Raw genomic sequence first — 19,278 nt, forward strand, 5'->3', positions numbered from 1 at the left:
GTATATTATGTTAAATCATGGATCATGACTTCAATGTTCATAGGGCTTCAGCCCCGAGGCTAACTGATAGCTCCTCGGTCTCCCTGCTCGTAAACGGCCTATGCGGTAGATGCCATGCACCGCTCCTGTCCCTCATCCTAATTCCTCTATCTCAGCTCACTACAGCCACACCGTGCATACAACACTGCGGCTGCGACGTAGGACCAGCCAAACTTGTATTGGTGCGTGGCCCGCCACCTGGTCAACCTCTAGGTGGTGAACACCTACAAGGACACCCACGACATGCACCCACTGATCCGTGCGCAGACGGGGATTCAGGCGTTTTTCCAAGCGGCAGTTCGTAGGGTGGATGGCGCTTTTTTCATCCATCGTTGGGCACGCAAGGTGGATGGGTGAAGCGTCATCCACCCTACGGGGGCCTGGCAGGCTCTGACCAGTCGCTTCGGCGCTATCGCTACATTCCACGCATGCGATGCGGCCGTCCGCATTCAGGCCGTTTCGCAATCCCGAGCCAGGAAACGGCCTGGTGGCTTCAAGGCTCCGTAAAGAAGCGATGCATGCCATCGGTCAACGGACCGGCCACATAATCGAACAACGACCTCTCCCCTGTCAGGATGGCCACGCTCACCGGCACGCCCGGTAGCAATGGATAGCGGGTGGCCCGGTGCTCGAAGGCGTCCTCCGCCGGGCGGATGCGCACGCGGTAATAAGGAACTTTCTGCTCGTCGAGCACGGAGTCCGGGCTGATGTCCACGACCTCGCCGTCGATCGGCTGGAAACCGCGGGCGATTGACGATACCAGCTGGATGCGCGCCGTCTGCCCGGGGCTGACCATGCCGATGTCGCCGACCGGCAGCCGCGTCTCGACCAGCATCGGCTCGTCGGCCGGCACCAGCGTCATCAGCGTGCCACCGGGCTGTATGACGCCGCCCTCGGTGTTCACCTGCAGCGTCATCACCACGCCCTCGATGGGCGAACGCACCACCTGGCGTTCGCGGCTATCGGAGTACTTGCGCAAGCGTTCCTGCAGCTCGGCGACCTGCCGCCGGGTGTCGGCCAGCTCCTTCTGCAGCTCCTCGTTGCCGCCGGAATCCAGCGACGTCAGCGCCGCCTGCTCCTGCTTCAACGCGGCCTCCACACGTACCAGCGAAGCCTCGGTCTCCTGCAGGGTGCCGCGCTGCTGCTCCTCGTCCTTGAGCAGGTTCAGGTGCTCGTAGCGGTTGGCCAGACCGTCCTTCATCAGCTCCTCGCTGATGGTGATCTGTTGCCGCAGGAGCTTGAGCCTGTTACCGATATGCGCACGACGGGCCTTGAGCTCCGCCTGCTCGGCACGACGCTGGAGGATCTTCTGCTGCTGCTCCTCGTAACGGCTGCCCAGGCGGCTCTTCTGCGCGGTGAACAGATCGCGGTTGACCTGCACCTGCTCGGGAAAATCCTGCGCCAGCTCAGCCGGAACCGTCATGTGATCGGCGCCGCCCAGTTGGGTCTCCAGGCGAATCGCGCGGATACGCAGGGCACCGAGCTGAGCTTCGGTTTCCCGCATGTCGGAGATCATCGAAACGCGTTCCACCTCCGCCAGCGGCTCTCCGAGGGCCACGCGCTGGCCCTCACGGACCAGGATTCGCCGCACGATGCCCCCCTCCAGGTGCTGCACCAGCTTGGTCTGCCCCAGGGAAGTGACTTCACCGGTGGAATGACTGGCGATATCCAGAGTGAAGAGCGTCGACCAGATCAGCAGCGCGCCCAGCAACAGAGCCAGCAGGCGGATGGTCAGGCGGCTGCCGAGCAATTCGTCGCCTGGCAGCGCCGGATCGCCACGCCCGGGCAGGAAGACGCCGGTCAGGCGGCTGAGCACAGGGTGAGTGTCGAGGGCGGCCAGCAGGCGCCCCAGGCGTCCCGGCCGCTCGTTAGTCGTCTCGTTCGGCTCACGCATGGCTGGCTCCTTCACGGGCCGTTTCACGCACGACGCGAGGCACCGGTTTGTGGTTGAGGTCGATGACCGTGTCGGCAGCGCCAAGGATGAACGCCTCGTTGCTCATCACCACCAGCGTGCGGCCGTCCCGTACCAGTCGGTTGAGCAGCGCGGCAATGGCCTTGCAGCCCTCGGCGTCGACGCCCTCGGTAGGATCGTCGAGCACCACCAGCCGCCCCTCTCCGAGCAGCGCACGAACCAGCGCCAGACGTCGGCGGATACCCAGCGGAATGTGCGCGCCGCCGTTGCGCAGGTTCAGTCCGAGGCCTTCGGCGCCGCCCTCGACGAACCCACCGACCGCCAGCTCCCGGCAAAGCTCCAGCACGCGCGCATCCGGGGTGTCCGGCGCCAGTACGCAGAGGTTTTCGCGTAGCGTGCCATCGAAGAACTGCGGCTCCTGCGGCAGATAGGCCACCTGCCGGCGCCACCATTGCGGGTCGGCCTGGCGCAGATCCATGCCATCGACGAGCAGGTGTCCGCGCGAAGGCTCGAGCAGGCCCACCAGCAGGCGCGCCAAGGTCGTCTTGCCGCTGCCGTTGGCACCGGTGAAGGCCAGCACCCGGCCGGCATCAAGTGCGTAGTCGAAGTGTTCCAGCACCGGTACCGCCTGCTTCGGGTAGGCGAAGGCCAGGTCCTCGAAACGCAGGCTGCCCCGCATCTGCCCCAGGCGCACGCCATCGGCGCGCTCGCGAGGAATGGCGCACAACTGGCGCACCAACTCGAGCGCGCGCTGGCCACGGCCGATCTGCTCGCCCAGGCCCAGCGCCCGGGTCAAAGCCGCCAGGGCACGGCTGGCGAGGATGTTGCAGCCGATCAGCGAGCCGACGTCGAGGTTGCCGGCCAGCACCTCGCGCGCGCCCAGGCCCATGATGACCATGCTCAGCAGCAAGGTGCCCGCGTAGCTGGCGTTCTGCATGGTGTTCTGCAGGCGGTTGAGCTGGGCACGCTGTTCGGCCTGATCGCTGGCGCAGGCGTGCCACTTTTGCTTGAGCACGTCGGCCGCGGAAAAGGCGCGCACCATCTCGCCGCCGGCAGTGAGGTTGTGCTGATAGCCGGCGAGCTGGATGGCGACGCGGCTCTGCGCCTCCATCGGCTCGCGCAGGCGATGCTGTGCGAGCAGCGAGACCAGCGCTACCCCGGCCATCAGCAGCAGCGTCATGCATGCCAGGAACGGGCTGAGCATGCCCAGCACCACGACGAAGACGAAGGCGAACGGCATGTCCAGCAACGTCACCAGGTTGGGTGCGCCGAAGCACTGCTGAACGGTGCCCTGCCCGGCCAGGATCTCGCGGCGAGCGCTGTGCGGCAGCTGCTCGACCAGCGCGTACTGGCCCCTCGCGCTGCTTTCGAACAGGTTCTGGCTCAGCTCGCTGTCGGCGCGGGCGCACAACCACTGCGCCACCCGCAAGCGGGCGTTGCGCAACAGCACTTCGAATCCGACCGCCAGCAGCGCGCCCAGGGTCAGGGTCAGCAAGGTGGCGTCCACCCCCAGCGCCAGGTAGCGATTGAGCACGTGGATGCTGTAGAGCGAACTGGCCAGGCCGAGCAGGTTGATCAACAGCGAGGACAGCAGCAGTTCCAGACGGAGCCTGGGCTGCAGGGCGATTCGGCGGAGAAACTCGTTCATCTGGGTACTACTCGGGTCAAAGCGGAGGCTTCCTCCGCGCCAGAGCGCGGAGGAAGCCGGGGTCACACCGTGTGGGGTTGAATCACATCCTGTGGCAGATTGTGCGCATCGGGCTGGTTGGCCAGCTCGGCCAGCGCCACCAGGCCGCTGCCGTCCGTACCGCTGGAGGTGTCGGCGTCGTAGTACAGCCGGGTCACGTCGCCATTGGAGATCAGGAAGAAGGCCGAACCGGTGTGCAAGTCACTACCGCTGATCGCCGCCTCCAACTCGTCGAGTTGGCCGTTGCTCCCGGTGCCGAACTGGAACTGCCCGGCGGCGAAGCTCACCCGATAGATGTCGGCGTTGCCCTGGGCCGCGAGCTGGGCCAGGGTTTCCATCACGTCGCCGGCGTATGCCTGCGAGACCGATGTCGAGCCGCTCACCGAGAAGGCGCTCGGGTCGAACGTCAGGCGGTCGACGCCGGCCTGGAAGTCCAGGATCGCGTCCATGCCGTCGCTCGGCGAGCTGTAGTGGAAGCGGTCCGCACCGGCGCCCCCGCTGAGCACGTCCGCCCCGCTCCCGCCCACCAGCAGATCGTCGCCATCGCCGCCGTCGAGCACGTCGCTGCCGGCGCCGCCGAACAGCCGGTCGTTACCGCCCAGCCCCGCCAGCGTATCGGCCCCGGCGGTGCCGGTGAGCAGGTCGTCGCCTGCGCCGGCGACGTCGTCGTTGCGCAGGATCACGTCCTTGCTCAGCAGTACGTAGGGGCTGTTGGCGCTCGAGCGCAGAACGATCGACAAGAGCTCATCGGCCTCTACCGTGCGGTCGCCGGAGACGCTGAAGCTGAAGCTCGCGGTGGTGCTTCCGGCGGCGAAGGTGACGCTGCCCGACGGCAAGGCGCCGCCGAAGTCGTCTCCATCGACGCCCTGCCCGGCCCCCGGCTGCACGCCCCAGTAGAAGGTTTCCGCGCTGGCCGAGGGGTTGCGGCTGATTTCGAAGGTGAGCGTGCGGCTGCCGCTGTCGCCTTCCAGGACGCTGTCCGGGCCTGTGATGCCCAGGCCCAGGTCATCGTCGCGGATGAGCCCCGGCAGGCTGGTCGAGCCACCGACGATGGCCGGATGACTGAACGTCAGGGTGAAAGCCTCGTCGCCCTCACGCAGCGAGTCGCCCCGTACCGGCAGGCTGAACACCATTTCCGAAATGCCGGCGGCCAGCGTCACGGTCCCGGTCAAGGGCACGCCGAAGTCATCGGCGTTCACCGCCCCGGCGATGCTGTAGCTCAGGGTCAATGCCGCGTCGGACGGACCGGCCCGCAGGATGCGATAGGTCAACGGCGTGGTGGTACCGGGGTTGCCCTCGAAACGGCTGCTGTCCAATGCCAGCACGGTCAGGGCCACGTCGTCGCCCTGGATGGTAGCGCGAGCGCTGCCCTGCATCGGGTTCACGCTCACCCCGCCGGCGCTGCTGGAAAGCTGCACGGTGAACTGCTCGTCCGACTCACCCAGGTTGTCGCCGTACACCGGGATTTCCAGCGTCTTGCTCGTCTCGCCGGCGGCGAAGGACAGGGTCCCGGTGGGCAGCACGCCGCCGGCGAAATCGACGGCATCGGCCGGGGCCGAGCCGCTGCCGAATACCGACCAGTCGATGCTCGCCGCAACGCTGGTGTCGCCGCTGCGGGTGACGGTGAAGCGGAAGACGGTGGTGGCTCCGTCGTTGCCCTCGGCCAGTACGCTGTCCACCACGCGGATGGCGAACTGGCTGTCGTCGTTGACGATGGTGCCGCTGGCGCGGTCGTTGATCAGGTCGACGCCCTGCGGATCGCTCAGCACCACCTCGAAGCCCTGGTCCGGACCAAGCACGTCGTCGCCCTGCACGCGGATGACGATGTCCTTGTAGGTCTCGCCGTCGGCGAACGTCAGGCTACCGGAGGGCAGCACGTCGCCGACGAAACTGCCAGCGTTCGCCGGGTAGGTGCCGGCGCCCTGCAGCGCCCAGTCGACGCTGACGCTGCCGTTGCTATCGCCAACCCGCTCGACGCGGTAGACGAACTCGGTCACCTGGCCCTGGTTGCCTTCGTTCAGGCGGTCGCTGCCGAGGGCGGCGATGCTCAGGCCACGGTCGTCGTTGAGGATGGTGACGCTGGCCTCGCCAGTGAGGATGGTCGCGCCCACCGGGTCGCTGAGGACCACGGAGAACGTCTCGTCGTGCTCGCCCAGCGTGTCCGAATCCACATAGACGGTGATGGTCTTGCGGGTCTCACCGGCGCCGAAGGCCACCACACCGCTCAGGTAGATGCCGCCGAAGTCCTCGGCGTTGACCGGGTTGGCGCCGCTGGGCACCAGGTCCCAGAGCACGCTGACCGGGCCCGAGAGGTCGCCTCCGCGGGTCACGGTGAAGGTCACGGCGGTCTGCAGGCCGTCGCTGCCTTCCAGCACCTGGGCGGCATCGGCGGCGATCCACAGCACCGGATCGTCGTTGAGCACCATCGCGTCCACCGGGCCGGTGGTGATGGTGGAGCCATAGCTGGAGTTCTCCAGCCACACCTGGAAGCCCTCGTCCTCCTCGCCCAGCTCGTCGCCGCGCACGGCCACGGTGAAGGTCTTGCTGGTCTCGCCGTCGGCGAAATGCACGGTGCCGCTCAGGGCCTCGAACTCGTCGTCGCTCAGGGCGTGATTGCCCATTCCGGCGGCGCGCCAGTCGACGCTGGCGGTGCCGACTGCGCTGCCGCTGCGGTCGATGCGGAAGGTGAACAGCGTCAGGCCCTCGTCGCCCTCCACCGCTTCACGGGTCACCGCGCTCAGGGCGAGGCTGTCGTCGTCGTTGCGGAGGGTGCCGGTCTGGCCGTTGCCGACGATGTCGACGTCGGCGCCGGGGTTGGAGAGCTGCAGGGTGAACTGCTCGTCCCCCTCATCCAGGCCGTCGCCCAGTACGTCGATGTAGAGGTCCTTGTGGGTCTCGCCGGCGGCGAAGACCAGCTGTCCGGAAGGCAGCACGCCGCCGGGGAAGTCGGCGGCCGTGGCGCTGCCGGGTTGGACCTGCCAGTCGACGCGGGTCTCGCCGCTGGTGTCGCCGCTGCGGGTCACTGTGAAGTGCAGGCGGCCCGGGGTACCGTCGTCACCCTCATGGACCTCTGCCACGACACTGGCCAGGGTCAGGTCGATGTCGTCGTTGCGGATCACCCCGGCCGCACTGCCGGCGGCCGGGTCGACGGTACTGCCGGCGCCCGGCTGGTAGAGCTCGACGCTGAAATGCTCGTCCAGCTCCACGTCGCGGTCGCTGCGCACCGGGATGGTCAGCACCATCTCGCTCTGGCCGTCGGCGAAGGTCAGGGTACCGCCGGTGGACAGGAAGTCGCTGGCGTCGGTGTCGCCGTGGTTGATGCGCCAGTTGACCGTGGAGGTACCCTCGGTGCTGCCGGTGCGGGTCACGGTGAAGGTCAGCCCCGTGCCTTCGGCGGCGTCCGCCTCATGCCGTGCGATCGCGAACACATCGTCGTCGTTGCGGATCAGCACATCCACCTGCTGGGTGGCGAAGCTGTGACTCAGGCTGTCGCCGGGCGCCTGCAGGCCGAGGGTGAAGCCCTCGTCGGCCTCCAGGGCGCTGTCACCGGCCACCCAGACGATGACGGTCTGGCTCATCTGGCCCTCGGCGAAGGTCAGCTCGCCGAAGGGCAACTGGCCGCCGACGAAGTCGTCCGCCGAGGCCGGGTTGGCACCGCTGCCGGCGACACTCCAGGCCAGGGTGGTCGCCAGGCCGCTGCCGCTGCGGGTGACCAGGAAGCGGTAGCCGGTGGCGCCGTTGTCGCCTTCCACCGGCGTCGCAACGGCACTGAGGTCCCACTGCACGTCATCGCTGACGATGGTGCCGGTGGCGCTGCCCACCTTGATGTCCGAACCGGCGGAGGCGTTGCCCAGCACCACCTGGAAGACTTCGTCCGCCTCCAGGGTGCGGTCGCCCAGCACCACGACGCTGATGGTCTGGCTGGCTTCGCCGGCGGCGAAGGCGAGGCTGCCGCTGGGCAGTACGCCGCCCAGGAAGTCGGCCGCGTCCGCTGCGCCCTGCAGCTGCCAATCCACGCTGGTGGCGCGGTCCAGGTTGCCGCTGCGGCTGACGGTGAAGGTGTAGACGGTCTGCACGCCGTCGTGGCCTTCGACATGCGTGGCATCGGTGGCGGCGATGCTCAGCGAGACATCGTCGTTGACGATGGTGGCGTCTGCCGAGGCGTGGGTGAATACCACGTTATCCGCGCTGCTGAGGTTCAGGCGGAAGTCTTCGCTGGCTTCGCCGCTGTAGTCGCCGCGCACCGGTACGCGGATGATCAGCTGCTCCTGCCCGGCGATGAAGGTGACGCTGCCGCTGGTGGCCAGGAAATCGTCCGCCGAGGCCGGGTTGGCGCCGATGCCGACGACACTCCAGTCGAGGGTCTGGCTCCCGGACAGATCACCGCTGCGGGTCACGACGAAGTCGAACCAGGTGGTCTCGCCCTCATCGCCCTCGACCTGGGCGAGCGGTGCGCTGACATCGATCACCACGTCGTCGGCGACGATCAGCCCGTCGGCGCTGCCCTGGCCGATCACCAGCCCGCTGGACGGGTTGCTCAGCACCACGCTGAAGCCCTCGTCGCTCTCGGCCAGCAGATCGCCGCGCACGTTGACGGTAAGGGTGACGCTGGCCTGCCCCGCCGGCAGCACCAGGGAACCGGAAGGCAGCACGCCGAACGGGAAGTCGCCGCCATCGGCCGGGCTGAGCCCTCTGCCCACCACCGCCCAGTCGACGGTCTTGGCCTGCTCCAGAGAGCCGGTGCGGGTGATGGTGAAGGTGAAAGCGGTGGTGCCGCTGTCGCCTTCGGCCTTGCTGGCGTCGGTGGCGGCGATGCTGATGCTGGCGTCGTCGTTGAGGATGGTGCTGCTGGCGCTGCCGGTCTGGATCTGCGCGCCGCTGGCGTTGCCCAGGACGATGTCGAAGGACTCGTCGCCTTCGACCAGGGTGTCGCCGTTCACCAGCACGGTGATGGTCTTGCTCGACTCGCCGTCGGCGAATACCAGGCTGCCGCTGGGCAGGCCATTGTTGTCGCCAAGCTCATCGGCGCTGGCGAAGTCGGCCATGCTGGCCGCGCCGGAGCCCAGGCGCCACGCCACCGAGGCACTGCCACTGGTGTCGCCGGTACGGGTCACGGTGAAGGTGAAGGCGGTGCTGCCGCCCTGCCCCTCGGCGCGGCTGACCTGCTCGGCGGCGATGTTGAAGGCCGCGTCGTCGTTGAGGATGGTGCCTTCGGCCGTGGCCTGGCCGATGGTGTCGCCGGCGGTGCCCGCGCCCAGGCTGATCTGCACGCCGTAGGTCTCGTCGACTTCCGCCTGGAGGTCCTGGCTGGACTGGATGCTGATGGTCTTGGTCAGCTCGCCCGGGGCGAAGGTCACCGAGCCCGACATCGCCTGGCCGGCCAGGTCCGCCGCGTCGGCGCTGCCGTTGAGCAGGATCTGCCAGTTGATGGTCTGGCTCTGCTCGGTGCTGTGGCTGCGGGTGATGACGAACGTCTGCGCCTGTCCCTCGCTGCTGGCGCCCTGCAGCGGCGCGATGGAGAAGCTCGCATCGTCGTTGCGGATGGTGCCGGTGGCGGTGGTGCGGATCTGATCGCTGATGTCGCCGCTGAAGCTGCCGAGGACGATGCGGAACTGTTCCACCTGCTCCGGGGTGAGGTCGCCGACCACGGTGACGCTGATGGTCTTGCTGGTCTCGCCTGCAGCGAAGGTCAGGTTGCCGCTGGTGGCACCGCTGAAGTCGGCGGCACTGGTGGTGTCATGGAGCAGCGACCAGCTCATCGACGAACTGCCGGTGGTCACACCGGAACGGGTCACGGTGAAGGTCAGCGTCTGGTTGGCGTCGCTCTCGGTGATCGAGGCGTCGGCGATGCTGATGCCGGTGTCGTCGTTGACGATGGTCAGGGTGGCGCTGTTCTGGCTCAGGCTACGGGTAATGCCGGGGCCGTTGAGGGTTTCCTCGTAGAACACCACACGGAAGGCCTCGTTAGCCTCCACGCTGCCATCGCCGCGCACGCTGAAGGTGATGGTGCCGCTGGTGACGCCATCGGCAAAGCCCAGGGTGCCGCTGGGCAGCACGCCACCGACGAAGTCCGAGGCGTCCGCCGGGTTGCCGCCGACGCCTTCAACGCGCCATTTCACCGAGCCGGAGCCGCTGTAACCGCTGCGCACGACGGCCAGCGAGAAGGTGCTGGACTGGCCGCTGCCGCTCTCGGCCAGGCTGCTGGCGCTGGGCGTGATGCTGTAGACGGTGTCGCTGTCGTAGAGCGTGCCGCCGATGTTCATGCTGGTGCTTGAGCTGGCCGTCCAGGCGTCGCTGCCGAAGCGTACGGTGGAACTGTTTGTGTCGCCCGGCGCGCTGAGGCGCAGGGTGAAGCCCTCGGTGCTCTCGATGGCGCCGTCGAGCTTGAGCAGGTCGGCCAGGGAGATGGCGTAGCTGCTCTGCCCGCCGGTCAGGGTGATGGTGCCGCTGGTGCTGACGAAGTCGGCGCTGCCGGCGGTGTCGTAGAGCAGTGTGTAGTTCAGCGTTACGTCGTTATCCAGACGACCGTTACGGACGAGGGTGAAGTTCAGCGGCTGCCCTTCGTAGCCGCTGACGCTCGGGGTGTCGTTGCCGAAATAGCCCACCCATAGGCGGATGTCGTCGTTCTTCAGCGTGGTGCTGGCGGTTCCCTGAGTCGGATCGATGCCCGTGGGGCCGTATTCGTCGCGGTAGCTGTCGGAAACGAAACCATCGTTGTAGGCCTCGTTCGGCGTGAGCAGGGTCAGGCTCAGGCCGGCATCCGGCTCGATCACGGTATCGCCCGGGATGGTCAGGGTGACCTGCTTGCTGGTCTCGCCGGCGGCGAAGCTCACCACGCCATAGGTGGTGTTGCTGTACGGCGAAGTCACGCCGACCGCACTGCCACCATAGCCGCTGACCTGCGCCCCCCCGGTGCCGCCCCAGTTGATGTTGTCGCCCACCACCTTCCAGGCCACGCTGCTGGCGTAGTCCACGCTGCCGCCCGGCTGCGCGGTACGGGTAACGGTGAAGGTGATGGTGGTGCTGCCGGAACTACCTTCGAATACCTGGGTGGCATTGGCGGCGACGGCGAGCAACGCCGCCGGCTCGTCGTTGAGCACCCAGCCATCCTGGTTGTAGCCGAGCGACGGTGTCTCGATGTCGCCATCGAGGTTCCGCGGGTTGCTCAGCACCATCTTCACTTCTTCGCGCCAGGTCTCGGTCAGGGCGTCGTCGATCGTGCGCAGCGTGACGGTATGGGTCAGTTCGCCATCGAGGAAGGTGAAGCCGCCACTCAGGGTGCGCGTGGCGGCATCCCAGGACAGGCCCGGGTTGTTGGCCAGGATCCAGTCCATGTCCAGGTCGGCCGGGTCGATCTTGTACCAGTCGTTGCGGACATTGTTGGATTCGTTGGCCGTCTCCGAGCCGCCCAGCTCGATTTTCCAGTCCACCGAGTCCCGGCCACGCTGGTCGCCGGCACGGGTGATGGTGAAGACCAGATCCTCGCCTTCGGCGACATGCTCGCTGCTGACGTCGAAGCGGGTGTCGTCGTTCTGCAACACGGCGTAGTTGTTGGTGTAGCCCGCAGAGCTGGAAGGAGCCTGGATGCTGCTGCCCGGGCTGGCCTGGGTCAGGTAGAGACGGAAGGCTTCGTCGAACTCGCCCAGATCGTCGACCTTGGTGCGGATGGTGACGTGCTTCATCGATTCGCCATCGGCGAACTCCAGGCGTCCGGACGGAATGGTGTCGTTCCAGAAATCGTCGGCGCTGACCGCCGTGTAGCCTCCGACGCTGGTCTGCACCGCCCAGTCGACCCAGGCGGTACCCGAGGTGGAGACGGTGCGGTACACGGCGAAGGTGTGCTCGATGTAGCCGTCCGAGGCAGCGCCGCCGTCGTTCACGGTGTCGCCTTCCGCGCGGGTACGCCCCGTGGTGGGGGTGTCCTGGATGTAGAACTCCGCCTCGTCGCGCTGGATCTCGCCGAACAGGTAGACGCCGTTGGCGCTGGTGCCGGTCTGCAGCGTGGTGTCGGAGGTATGGATGTTTTGGCCGCCGGTCTGCGGCGCCACCAGTTCGTCGATGCCGCCGCCGTTGCTGAACAGCACCTTGAACCACTCGTCGTTCTCGACGGTGTTGTCGCCCCGAACGGTGAGGGTGATGGTCTTGCTGGTCTCGCCATTGGCGAAGACGACGGTACCCGACGGCAGCGTGCCACTGGCGAAGTCGGCGCCGTCGGCCGAGTACTCCCAGCGGCCATTGCCATAGTCCCAGACGTCCTGGCCGGTGGTGCTCCAGTTCACCGTGGAGCTCTTGGCCAGGTCGCCGCTGCGGGTCAGGGTGATGGTGTAGGTGGTGTTCTCGCCAGCCACCTTCTCGGCCTGGCGCGCCTGGGCCCACTCGACGGTGACCCGGGTGTCGTCGTTGGCGATGGTGCTCTGGTAGCTGCCGGTGGCACCGATGGAGGTGCCACTGCTGGCGCCGCTGAGCACCAGGTTGAAGCGTTCGTTGCCTTCCACGCTGCCCACGCCGGTGTCGCCATAGGCGTAGACGGTAATGCTCTTGGTGCTCTCGCCGGCGGCAAAGGTCAGGGTGCCGGAGGGGGTGAGATAGGTCGAACCGTTGGTGAAGTCGGCGGCGTTGGTGTCCAGGTGCTGGACGCTCCAGTTCACCGTGCTGGTCTGGTCCAGGTTGCCGGTGCGGGTCACGGTGTAGGTGAAGGGCGCACCGGTGCCATGGGCGCCGTCGCCCTCGCTGCGGCTGGTGCTGCCGGCGGTGATGTTCAGCTCGGCATCATCGTTGCGCACCACACCGCTGGCGCTGCCAGTGATGATTTCGCTGCCGGCGGAGGCGTTCTCCAGCACCAGCTTGAGAACCTCGTTGGCCTCCAGTCTGCTGTCGGCGGCGACGCGCACGGTGATGGTCTTGCTGTTCTCGCCGGCGGCGAAGTTCAGGGTGCCGTAGGGGATGCCGTTGCCGTCGAGGAGCACGCCCCCAGGCTGGCTGGCGTAGAAGTCGGCGCCGTCCACGGCGTTGGCGACGCTCGTGTCGACGCGCCACTGCACGCTGCTGGCCTGGTTCAGGTAGCCGCCACGGCTGACGCTGAAGGTAAAGTCCACGTAGCCGCTGTTGCCCTCGCCCTTGTCCGCCGAGAGCGCGGCGATGCTCAGGGTGGCGTCATCGTTGGCAAGCGTGGTGGTGGCGCTGGCGGTGCCGATGCTGCTGTTGGCCGGCGGGTTGGACAGGGTGACGGTGAGCGCTTCGTCGTTCTCGTATTGCGAGTCGCCCTTGACGCGGATGACCACGCTGGCGGTGGCCTGGCCATCGGCGAAGCTGACGGTACCGGTGGTGCCTTGGCCGTCGCCCAGGTCGAAGGCATCGAAGCCGCCGCTGAGAGTCCAGGTCAGGTCGCGCACGCCGGACAGGGAGCCGCTGCGGGTCACAGTGAAGCTCACCAGCCGCTCGCCGCTGTTGCCTTCGGCGATGCTGGTGGCGTCGGCGGTGATGGCGAAAGTGGCGTCATCGTTGAGGATGCTCGTCGTGGCGCTGCCCTGCCCCGCCTCGACGGTGCCACCCTGGGGATTGAACAGCTCCACCTGGAGCGGTTCGTCGGCTTCCACCAGGTTGTCGCCGCGCACCCGGATAGTGATGGTCCGGGTGTCGCTGCCGTTGGCGTCGAAGGTCACCGTGCCGCTGGGTAGGCCGCCGTTGTTGCCGTTGAGGTCCTGGCCGCTGCCGAAGTCGGCGGTGTCAAGGCCGTTGGCGCTCTTCAGGCGCCACTGCACCGAGCCGGCGGCGTCGCTCAGGCCGCTGCGGGTGACGGTGAAGGTAATGTCGGTGAAGGCGCCTTGGGGCCCCTCCACATGGGCCGCCGGAGCGCTGATGCTGAAGTTGGTGTCGTCGTCCTGCACCACGCTGGTGGCGCTGGCGCCGGTCACCAGGCCAGCACTGGGGTTGCTCAGGATCAGGGTGAAGGATTCGTCGCCCTCCACGCGGGTATCGCCGACCAGCTCGAAGCTGACGGTCAGTTCGGACTGGCCCGGGGCGAAGCTCAGGGTGCCGCTGGGCAGGCCACCCAGGGTGTCGCTGGCGTCACCGCCGTTGCTGCCGGTGACGAGGTAATCGACCGTGGCAGTGCCGGACAGCTCGCCGCTGCGCACGATGCGGTAGATCACGGTCTGGCTGCCGCTGCTGCCTTCGGTGACGGCACTGCGTTCGGCGAGCACGGCGAAACCCTGGTCGTCGTTGCGGATCACGCCTTCGGCGCTGCCGTCCACCACGTTCTGCGGCGTGCCGTCGTCCAGGCGGGCGTTGCCCAGCTCGACGCGGAAGGTCTCGTCGGCCTCCACCTGCAGGTCGCCCTTGACCAGGACGGTCAGGGTCTTGCTCGCTTCGCCGGCGGCAAAGCTCAGGGTGCCGCTGCTGGCATCGAAGTCGGCGGCATCGGCGATGCCGGCCAGGGACCAGTCCACCAGGGCGGCCGAGCCGAGGTCCCCGGCGCGGGTGACGGTGAAGGTGAAGGCGGTGGTGCCGCTGTGGCCTTCGGCCTTGTCGGCGGCCAGCGGAGTGATCGAGAAGCCCATGTCGTCGTTGCCGATGCGGGTCTCGGCACTGGCCACGGTCAACTCGGTGTTGCCGTCGCGGGCCTGCAGCTCGACGCTGAAGGCTTCGTCCAGCTCGATATGGCCGTCACCGGCCACGCGCACGGTGATCTGCACGCTGGTCTCGCCCTCGGCGAATTGCAGGGTGCCGGACGGCAGGCCGGCATTGCCACCAAGAGCGTCCTGGCCGGCCACGAAGTCGGCGAGGCTGGCGGCGTCGACACCCGCCCCCACCTGCACCTTCCAGTCGACGCTGGTGGCACCCAGGTCGCCGGCACGGGTGACGGTGAAGGTGAAGCTGCGCTCCTGGCCGGCGTCGCTTTCGCTGGCGCTGGCCTGGTCGGCGACGATGGACAGGCCGACGTCGTCGTTGCGCACCAGGGTGCTGGCGCTGCCGGTGAGCAGCTGGGTCTGGGCATGGGCGGGGTTTTCCGCCGGGTTGCCCAGGGTCAGGGTGAGGGTCTCGTCGTTCTCCAGCACGGCGTCGCCGGCCAGGGTCAGCTCGATGACCCTGGAGGTTTCGCCAGGGGCGAATTGCACCAGGCCGTTGAGCGCGGTGCCGGCGGCGAAGTCGTCCGCCTGCAGGCCGCTGGCGACCCAGCTCACGCTGACCGGGGCGGACAGGTCGCCGCTGCGGGTGACGGTGAAGCGCAGCACCTGGGTCTGGCCGGCAGCGCCTTCGGCCACCTCCGTCTGCTGGGCGTGGATGCTGATCCCCACGTCGTCGGAGAGGATGCTGCCCTGGGCCTGGCCGACCAGGATATCGGCATGGCCGCTGGCGTTGCCCAGGGTGACGGTGAACGACTCGTCGCCCTCGACATCCCGGTCGCCACGCACGGCGACCTGGATCACCTTGCTGGTCTCGCCGGGGCCGAAGGTCAGAATGCCGGTCGGCAACACGCCATCGGCGAAGTCGCCCGCGTCCACCTGACCGGAGAGGCTCCATTCCACGGTGGTGGTGCCGCTGGTGACGCCGGAGCGGGTCACGGTGAATTCATGGATGACGGTACCGCCGTCGCCTTCCACCAGGCCGCTGCGGGTAGTGGTGATGGCCAGGCCGGTATCGTCGTTGGTAATGGTGGCGGAAGCCGAGGCGGTGCCCAGGCTGGAACCGGTGGCGGGGTCGTAGAGCTCCACCCTCAGCCCTTCGCTGGCTTCCAGGCGATAGTCGCCGGCCACCTGCAGGGTAATGGTCTGGCTGGTTTCGCCGCTGGCGAAGTCGAGGATGCCGCTGGGCAGTACGCCGCCGACGAAGTCGCTGCCGTCCACCGCCGTACCGCCCTCGCCCACCACACGCCAGGCGACGCTGCCGCTGCCGCCGAGGTAACCGGTGCGACCGACGACGAAGCTCAGCTGCGCCACCTGGCCGTCGCCGCCCTCGGCGACGCTGGAGGCCTGGGCCTGGATGGAGAACTGCTGGTCGTCATTGAGCAGCAGGCCATTGAGGCTGCCGTTGCCGACGGTCGCGCCCGGGTTCGGGGTGCCGAGGCTGAGCACGAAGCTCTCGTCGCCTTCCAGTTGGGAGTCGGCAGCGATCTGCAGGACGATTTCCAGGCGATCGACACCGGGGGCGAAGGTCAGGGTGCCGCCGGGCAGCACACCGCCGACGAAGTCGCTGCCGTCCACGCCGTTCGCGGCACCGGGCGTCAGGCTCCAGGTGATGCTGTCGGTGCCGGCGAGATCGCCGCTGCGCTCGACCACATAACGAATCTCGCGCGCGCCGCCGCTGCCTTCGAAGCTGTCCGCCTGGGGCAGCAGGTCGAATATCACGTCATCGTTGCGGATCAGGCCGTTGGCCTGGCCGACGGCGATTTCCGCACCGACGCTGGGGTTGCTCAATACCACCTGGAAGGCCTCGTCGCCCTCCAGCACGCTGTCCGGGGACAACGGCAGGGTCACCACCAGGCTCTGCACGCCGCGGCCGAACTCCAGGGTGCCGCTGAAGGCGGTTCCGGAGAGGAAATCGGCGATGTTGGCGGAATCGGTGTCGCTGCCGAACACCACGCGCCAGTCGACGCTGGCGCTCTGGGTCAGGTCGCCCTGGCGCTGCACCGTGAAGTTGAGCTGGCGCGGAGTATCGCTGTTGCCTTCGGCGGCGTTCAGGCCGCTGCCATCGAGAGTCAGGCGGGCATCGTCGTTGATCAGGCTGCCGTTGGCGCGGTCCTGGATCACGGTCATCCCGGGGGTGCCGGTGCTGATGACCACCTGCAAGCCTTCGGTGGGCTCGTACTGGCTGTCGGCGCTGGGGCTGAAGCGGATCACCGCGCTGCTCTGGCCGGCGGCGAACTCGATGGTGCCGGACGGAAGGACGCCGCCGAAGTCGGCAGCGTCCACCGGGTTGTTGCCATGACCCTGGACGTGCCACTGCACGGTGCCCGGCAGGGACAGCTCGCCGGTACGGGTAACCACGAACTCCAGGGTCTGCGGACTGGCGTTGCCTTCCCGGACGTTGCCGTTGCGGGCACTGATGGACACCGCCTGGTCGTCCGGGTCGATGCTGGCCAGGGCTGCGCCGACGTCGATCTGGCTGTTGGCGTCCTGCGCCTGGAGGGAAACGGTGTAGCTCTCGGTGCCCTCGATCTGGCTGTCGCCGTTGAGGCGCACATAGATGACCTTGCTGCTCTCGCCGGCAGCGAACTGCACGGTGCCGCTCATGGGCTGGTCGGCAGCGAAGTCATTGAGGTCGGCCGGCAGCTCGCCATAGCCACTGATCTGATAGCCGATCTGCCCGGCGCTGGCGATGTTGCCGGTGCGGGTGACGACGAAGGCCTGCAGGCCACCGGTACCGTTGCCCTCGACAGTGGACGCGGTCAGCGCCTCGATGCTGTAGGTGGACTCGTCAGTGCGGATGGTGCCGTAGGCTTCGCCGTTGATGACCTGCACGCCGGCCGGCGGGTTGTGCAGGACGATGCCGAAGGTCTCGTCCTGCTCGGCCAGGTTGTCGCCCTTGACCCACACGGTGACCAGTTTCTCGGTCTCGTTGGCGGCGAAGGTCACGCGACCGCTGGGCATGCCGTCGGCCATGCCCAGCTGGTTCTGCCCAGCGACGAAATCATTGCTGTCGGCGGCATGGACGCCGACGCGCACGAAGCGCCAGTCGATCGACAGTTCTTCGCCGAGCAGCTCGGAACGGGTCACGCGGAACGTGATCGCCGTCTGCTGACCCTGCCCGCCCTCGAAAACGTCCAGCGCCACGCCGTTCAGGCTGACGCCGGTGTCGTCGTTGACGATGAGGGTGCTGGCACTGCCACCGGACACGCGCAGGTTGCTCTGTTCGCTGTGCAGGCTGACGGTGACGGTCTCGTCCGCCTCCACCTCGCGGTCGCCACGCACGGTCAGGATGATGTCGCGGCTGGTCTCGCCCGCCGCAAACTGCAGCGTACCGCCGGCCAGCCCCTCGATCAGATCGTTCTCGTCGATACCGGTCACCGACCAGCGTACGGCACCGGCGCTCAGCGCGTCGGTACGGGTGACGGTGAAGCTGAGGGTGGTGGTGCTGCCGCTGTCGCCTTCGCTGACCTGCGCCTGGTTGGCGCGGATGGATACCAGTCCGTCGTCGTTGAGTACCTCGGTGCTGGCGCTGGCGCTACCGACAATCAGATGCGCGCTGGGGTTGCTCAGCGTGACGGTGAGCATCTCGTTGGGCTCTACCACGCGGTCGCCGAGCAGCGGAATGGACAGCGTCTTGCTGGTTTCGCCCACGCCGAAGGTCAGCGTGCCGGATGGCAGCGGGCCGCCAACATCCGCCGGGTCCAGGCCGCTGGCCTGCCAGTCGATGGTCGCCGCCACGCGGCCGTTGTCACGGCTGACCACGAAGGTCAGCCATTGCTGCTCGCCCTCGTCACCTTCGAGCACCTGAACCTGCGTGGCGCGGATGTCCACCCTGGCCTCGTTGTCGAGAATCTGCGCACTGGCGCTGGACTGACCAAGCTGGCTGCCTGCGCCCACGCCGCTCAAGGTCACGCTGGCAGTGCGATCGCCCTGCGCCAGCCCGTCTCCGGGCACTTCGATGCGGATTTCCTGACGGGTCTGACCTGCTGCGAAGCTCACCACGCCTTGGGGCAGGCTGCCACCGAAGAGTGCCGGGTCCAGGCCGTCGAGGCTCCACTGAACCTGCTCGCTGCCGCTCGACAGGCTGCGGGTGACCGTGAAGACCAGCACGGTGATTTCGCCGTCGTCGCCTTCGAGCACGCTCGGCTGGCCCTCGACGGCGACGATCGAGACCGGAGCGACGACTTCATTGTTGCCGCTCGGCGTCGGCGCGGGCTGGAAAGCCGGTCCTGCCGGCAGTTCACCCTGCGTGCCGCTCATCAGGCTACTGCCGATACCGGTGTCATTGCGAAGGCCGGGAAACACGCCCAGGCCGCCGCCCGCGACGCCACCGGTGCCCTGGCTGGCCGCACCGGTACCGATGCCGGAGCTGACGCCGCCGAGCAGGCCCGGGCCCATGCCGTCGAGGTTGAGCATTGCCAGTTCCGGCGGAACGCCAGGGGGCAGCACGCCGCTACCGCTCATGTCGCCAGTGAGCTGGGTACGCTCGGGACGCACGCCCTGCTCCTGCGTCAGACCGATATCCTGGCCGAACAGGCCGGTGATTTCAGGCCGATAAGTGCTGTCGAACGCCGCAGGAGCAGGAAGGGCTTCATTGACGCTGGCTGCATTGGCCGGCGCCAACACGGGCACGAACGCTTCCGCCGACCGCGCCTGCGACGTACCGATGGCCGCGGCGTCCTGTTCGAACAGCGCCTGGGCGGCATCGTCCGCCAGCCAGGATCGAACCCAGGCGGACGTCTCAGGCAAATCGTGCCCATCGACACGCGCCCGCTCCTCCAGGCTCTGGCGCAGCGAAGCGATCATCCGCGGCGGCAGGCCGGCAGCCAGGAGCATGTCATGCATGGCCTGCAAGGCCTGCTCGAGCGAAGCGACCTCGGCGGACGCCTGTCCGGTCAGGAAGTCCACCACTCCCTGCACCGCACGCACCAGGGCATCGATCTGTGCGCTCGTCAACTCGGCCATGCTGGCTACTCCTGTCTACAACAACCTGTACGGAAAAAGTTACGCCC

General features: G+C 67.7%; 3 protein-coding genes and 1 pseudogene. 1 reads left to right on the top strand and 3 read right to left on the bottom strand.

The annotated features are described in order from the left end of the window. Positions 1 to 225: 225 nt before the first annotated feature. Positions 226 to 327: pseudogene (locus DN824_RS22745) on the top strand (hypothetical protein); the annotation flags it as partial. 205 nt (positions 328 to 532) lie between these two features. Here the strand turns inward: DN824_RS22745 and DN824_RS19665 are convergent. The 3 genes from DN824_RS19665 to DN824_RS19675 all read right to left on the bottom strand — a co-directional run bounded on the left by DN824_RS19665 (position 533) and on the right by DN824_RS19675 (position 19,231). Then, entirely contained in the window at positions 533 to 1,933 is a 1,401-nt protein-coding gene (locus DN824_RS19665; RefSeq protein WP_138410053.1) for an HlyD family type I secretion periplasmic adaptor subunit, read from the bottom strand. After that, complete coding sequence (locus tag DN824_RS19670; RefSeq protein ID WP_138410054.1) at positions 1,926 to 3,599, bottom strand: ATP-binding cassette domain-containing protein; 1,674 nt, start codon at positions 3,597 to 3,599, stop codon at positions 1,926 to 1,928. The genes DN824_RS19665 and DN824_RS19670 overlap by 8 nt, the downstream gene beginning before the upstream one ends. Before the next feature lie 62 nt (positions 3,600 to 3,661). Next, positions 3,662 to 19,231 carry a Calx-beta domain-containing protein gene (locus DN824_RS19675; protein ID WP_138410055.1) on the bottom strand — a complete coding sequence of 5,190 codons (15,570 nt, stop codon included), beginning with the start codon at positions 19,229 to 19,231 and terminating at the stop codon, positions 3,662 to 3,664. Positions 19,232 to 19,278: the final 47 nt, after the last annotated feature.

It is taken from the genome of Stutzerimonas nosocomialis, from assembly GCF_005876855.1.
GTDB lineage: Bacteria > Pseudomonadota > Gammaproteobacteria > Pseudomonadales > Pseudomonadaceae > Stutzerimonas > Stutzerimonas nosocomialis.

Bases quoted from the DNA above. Each gene is read 5' to 3' on its own strand.
- DN824_RS19670 (WP_138410054.1), bottom strand. From the start codon at position 3,599: ATGAACGAGTTTCTCCGCCGAATCGCCCTGCAGCCCAGGCTCCGTCTG.
- DN824_RS19675 (WP_138410055.1), bottom strand. From the start codon at position 19,231: ATGGCCGAGTTGACGAGCGCACAGATCGATGCCCTGGTGCGTGCGGTG.
- DN824_RS19665 (WP_138410053.1), bottom strand. From the start codon at position 1,933: ATGCGTGAGCCGAACGAGACGACTAACGAGCGGCCGGGACGCCTGGGG.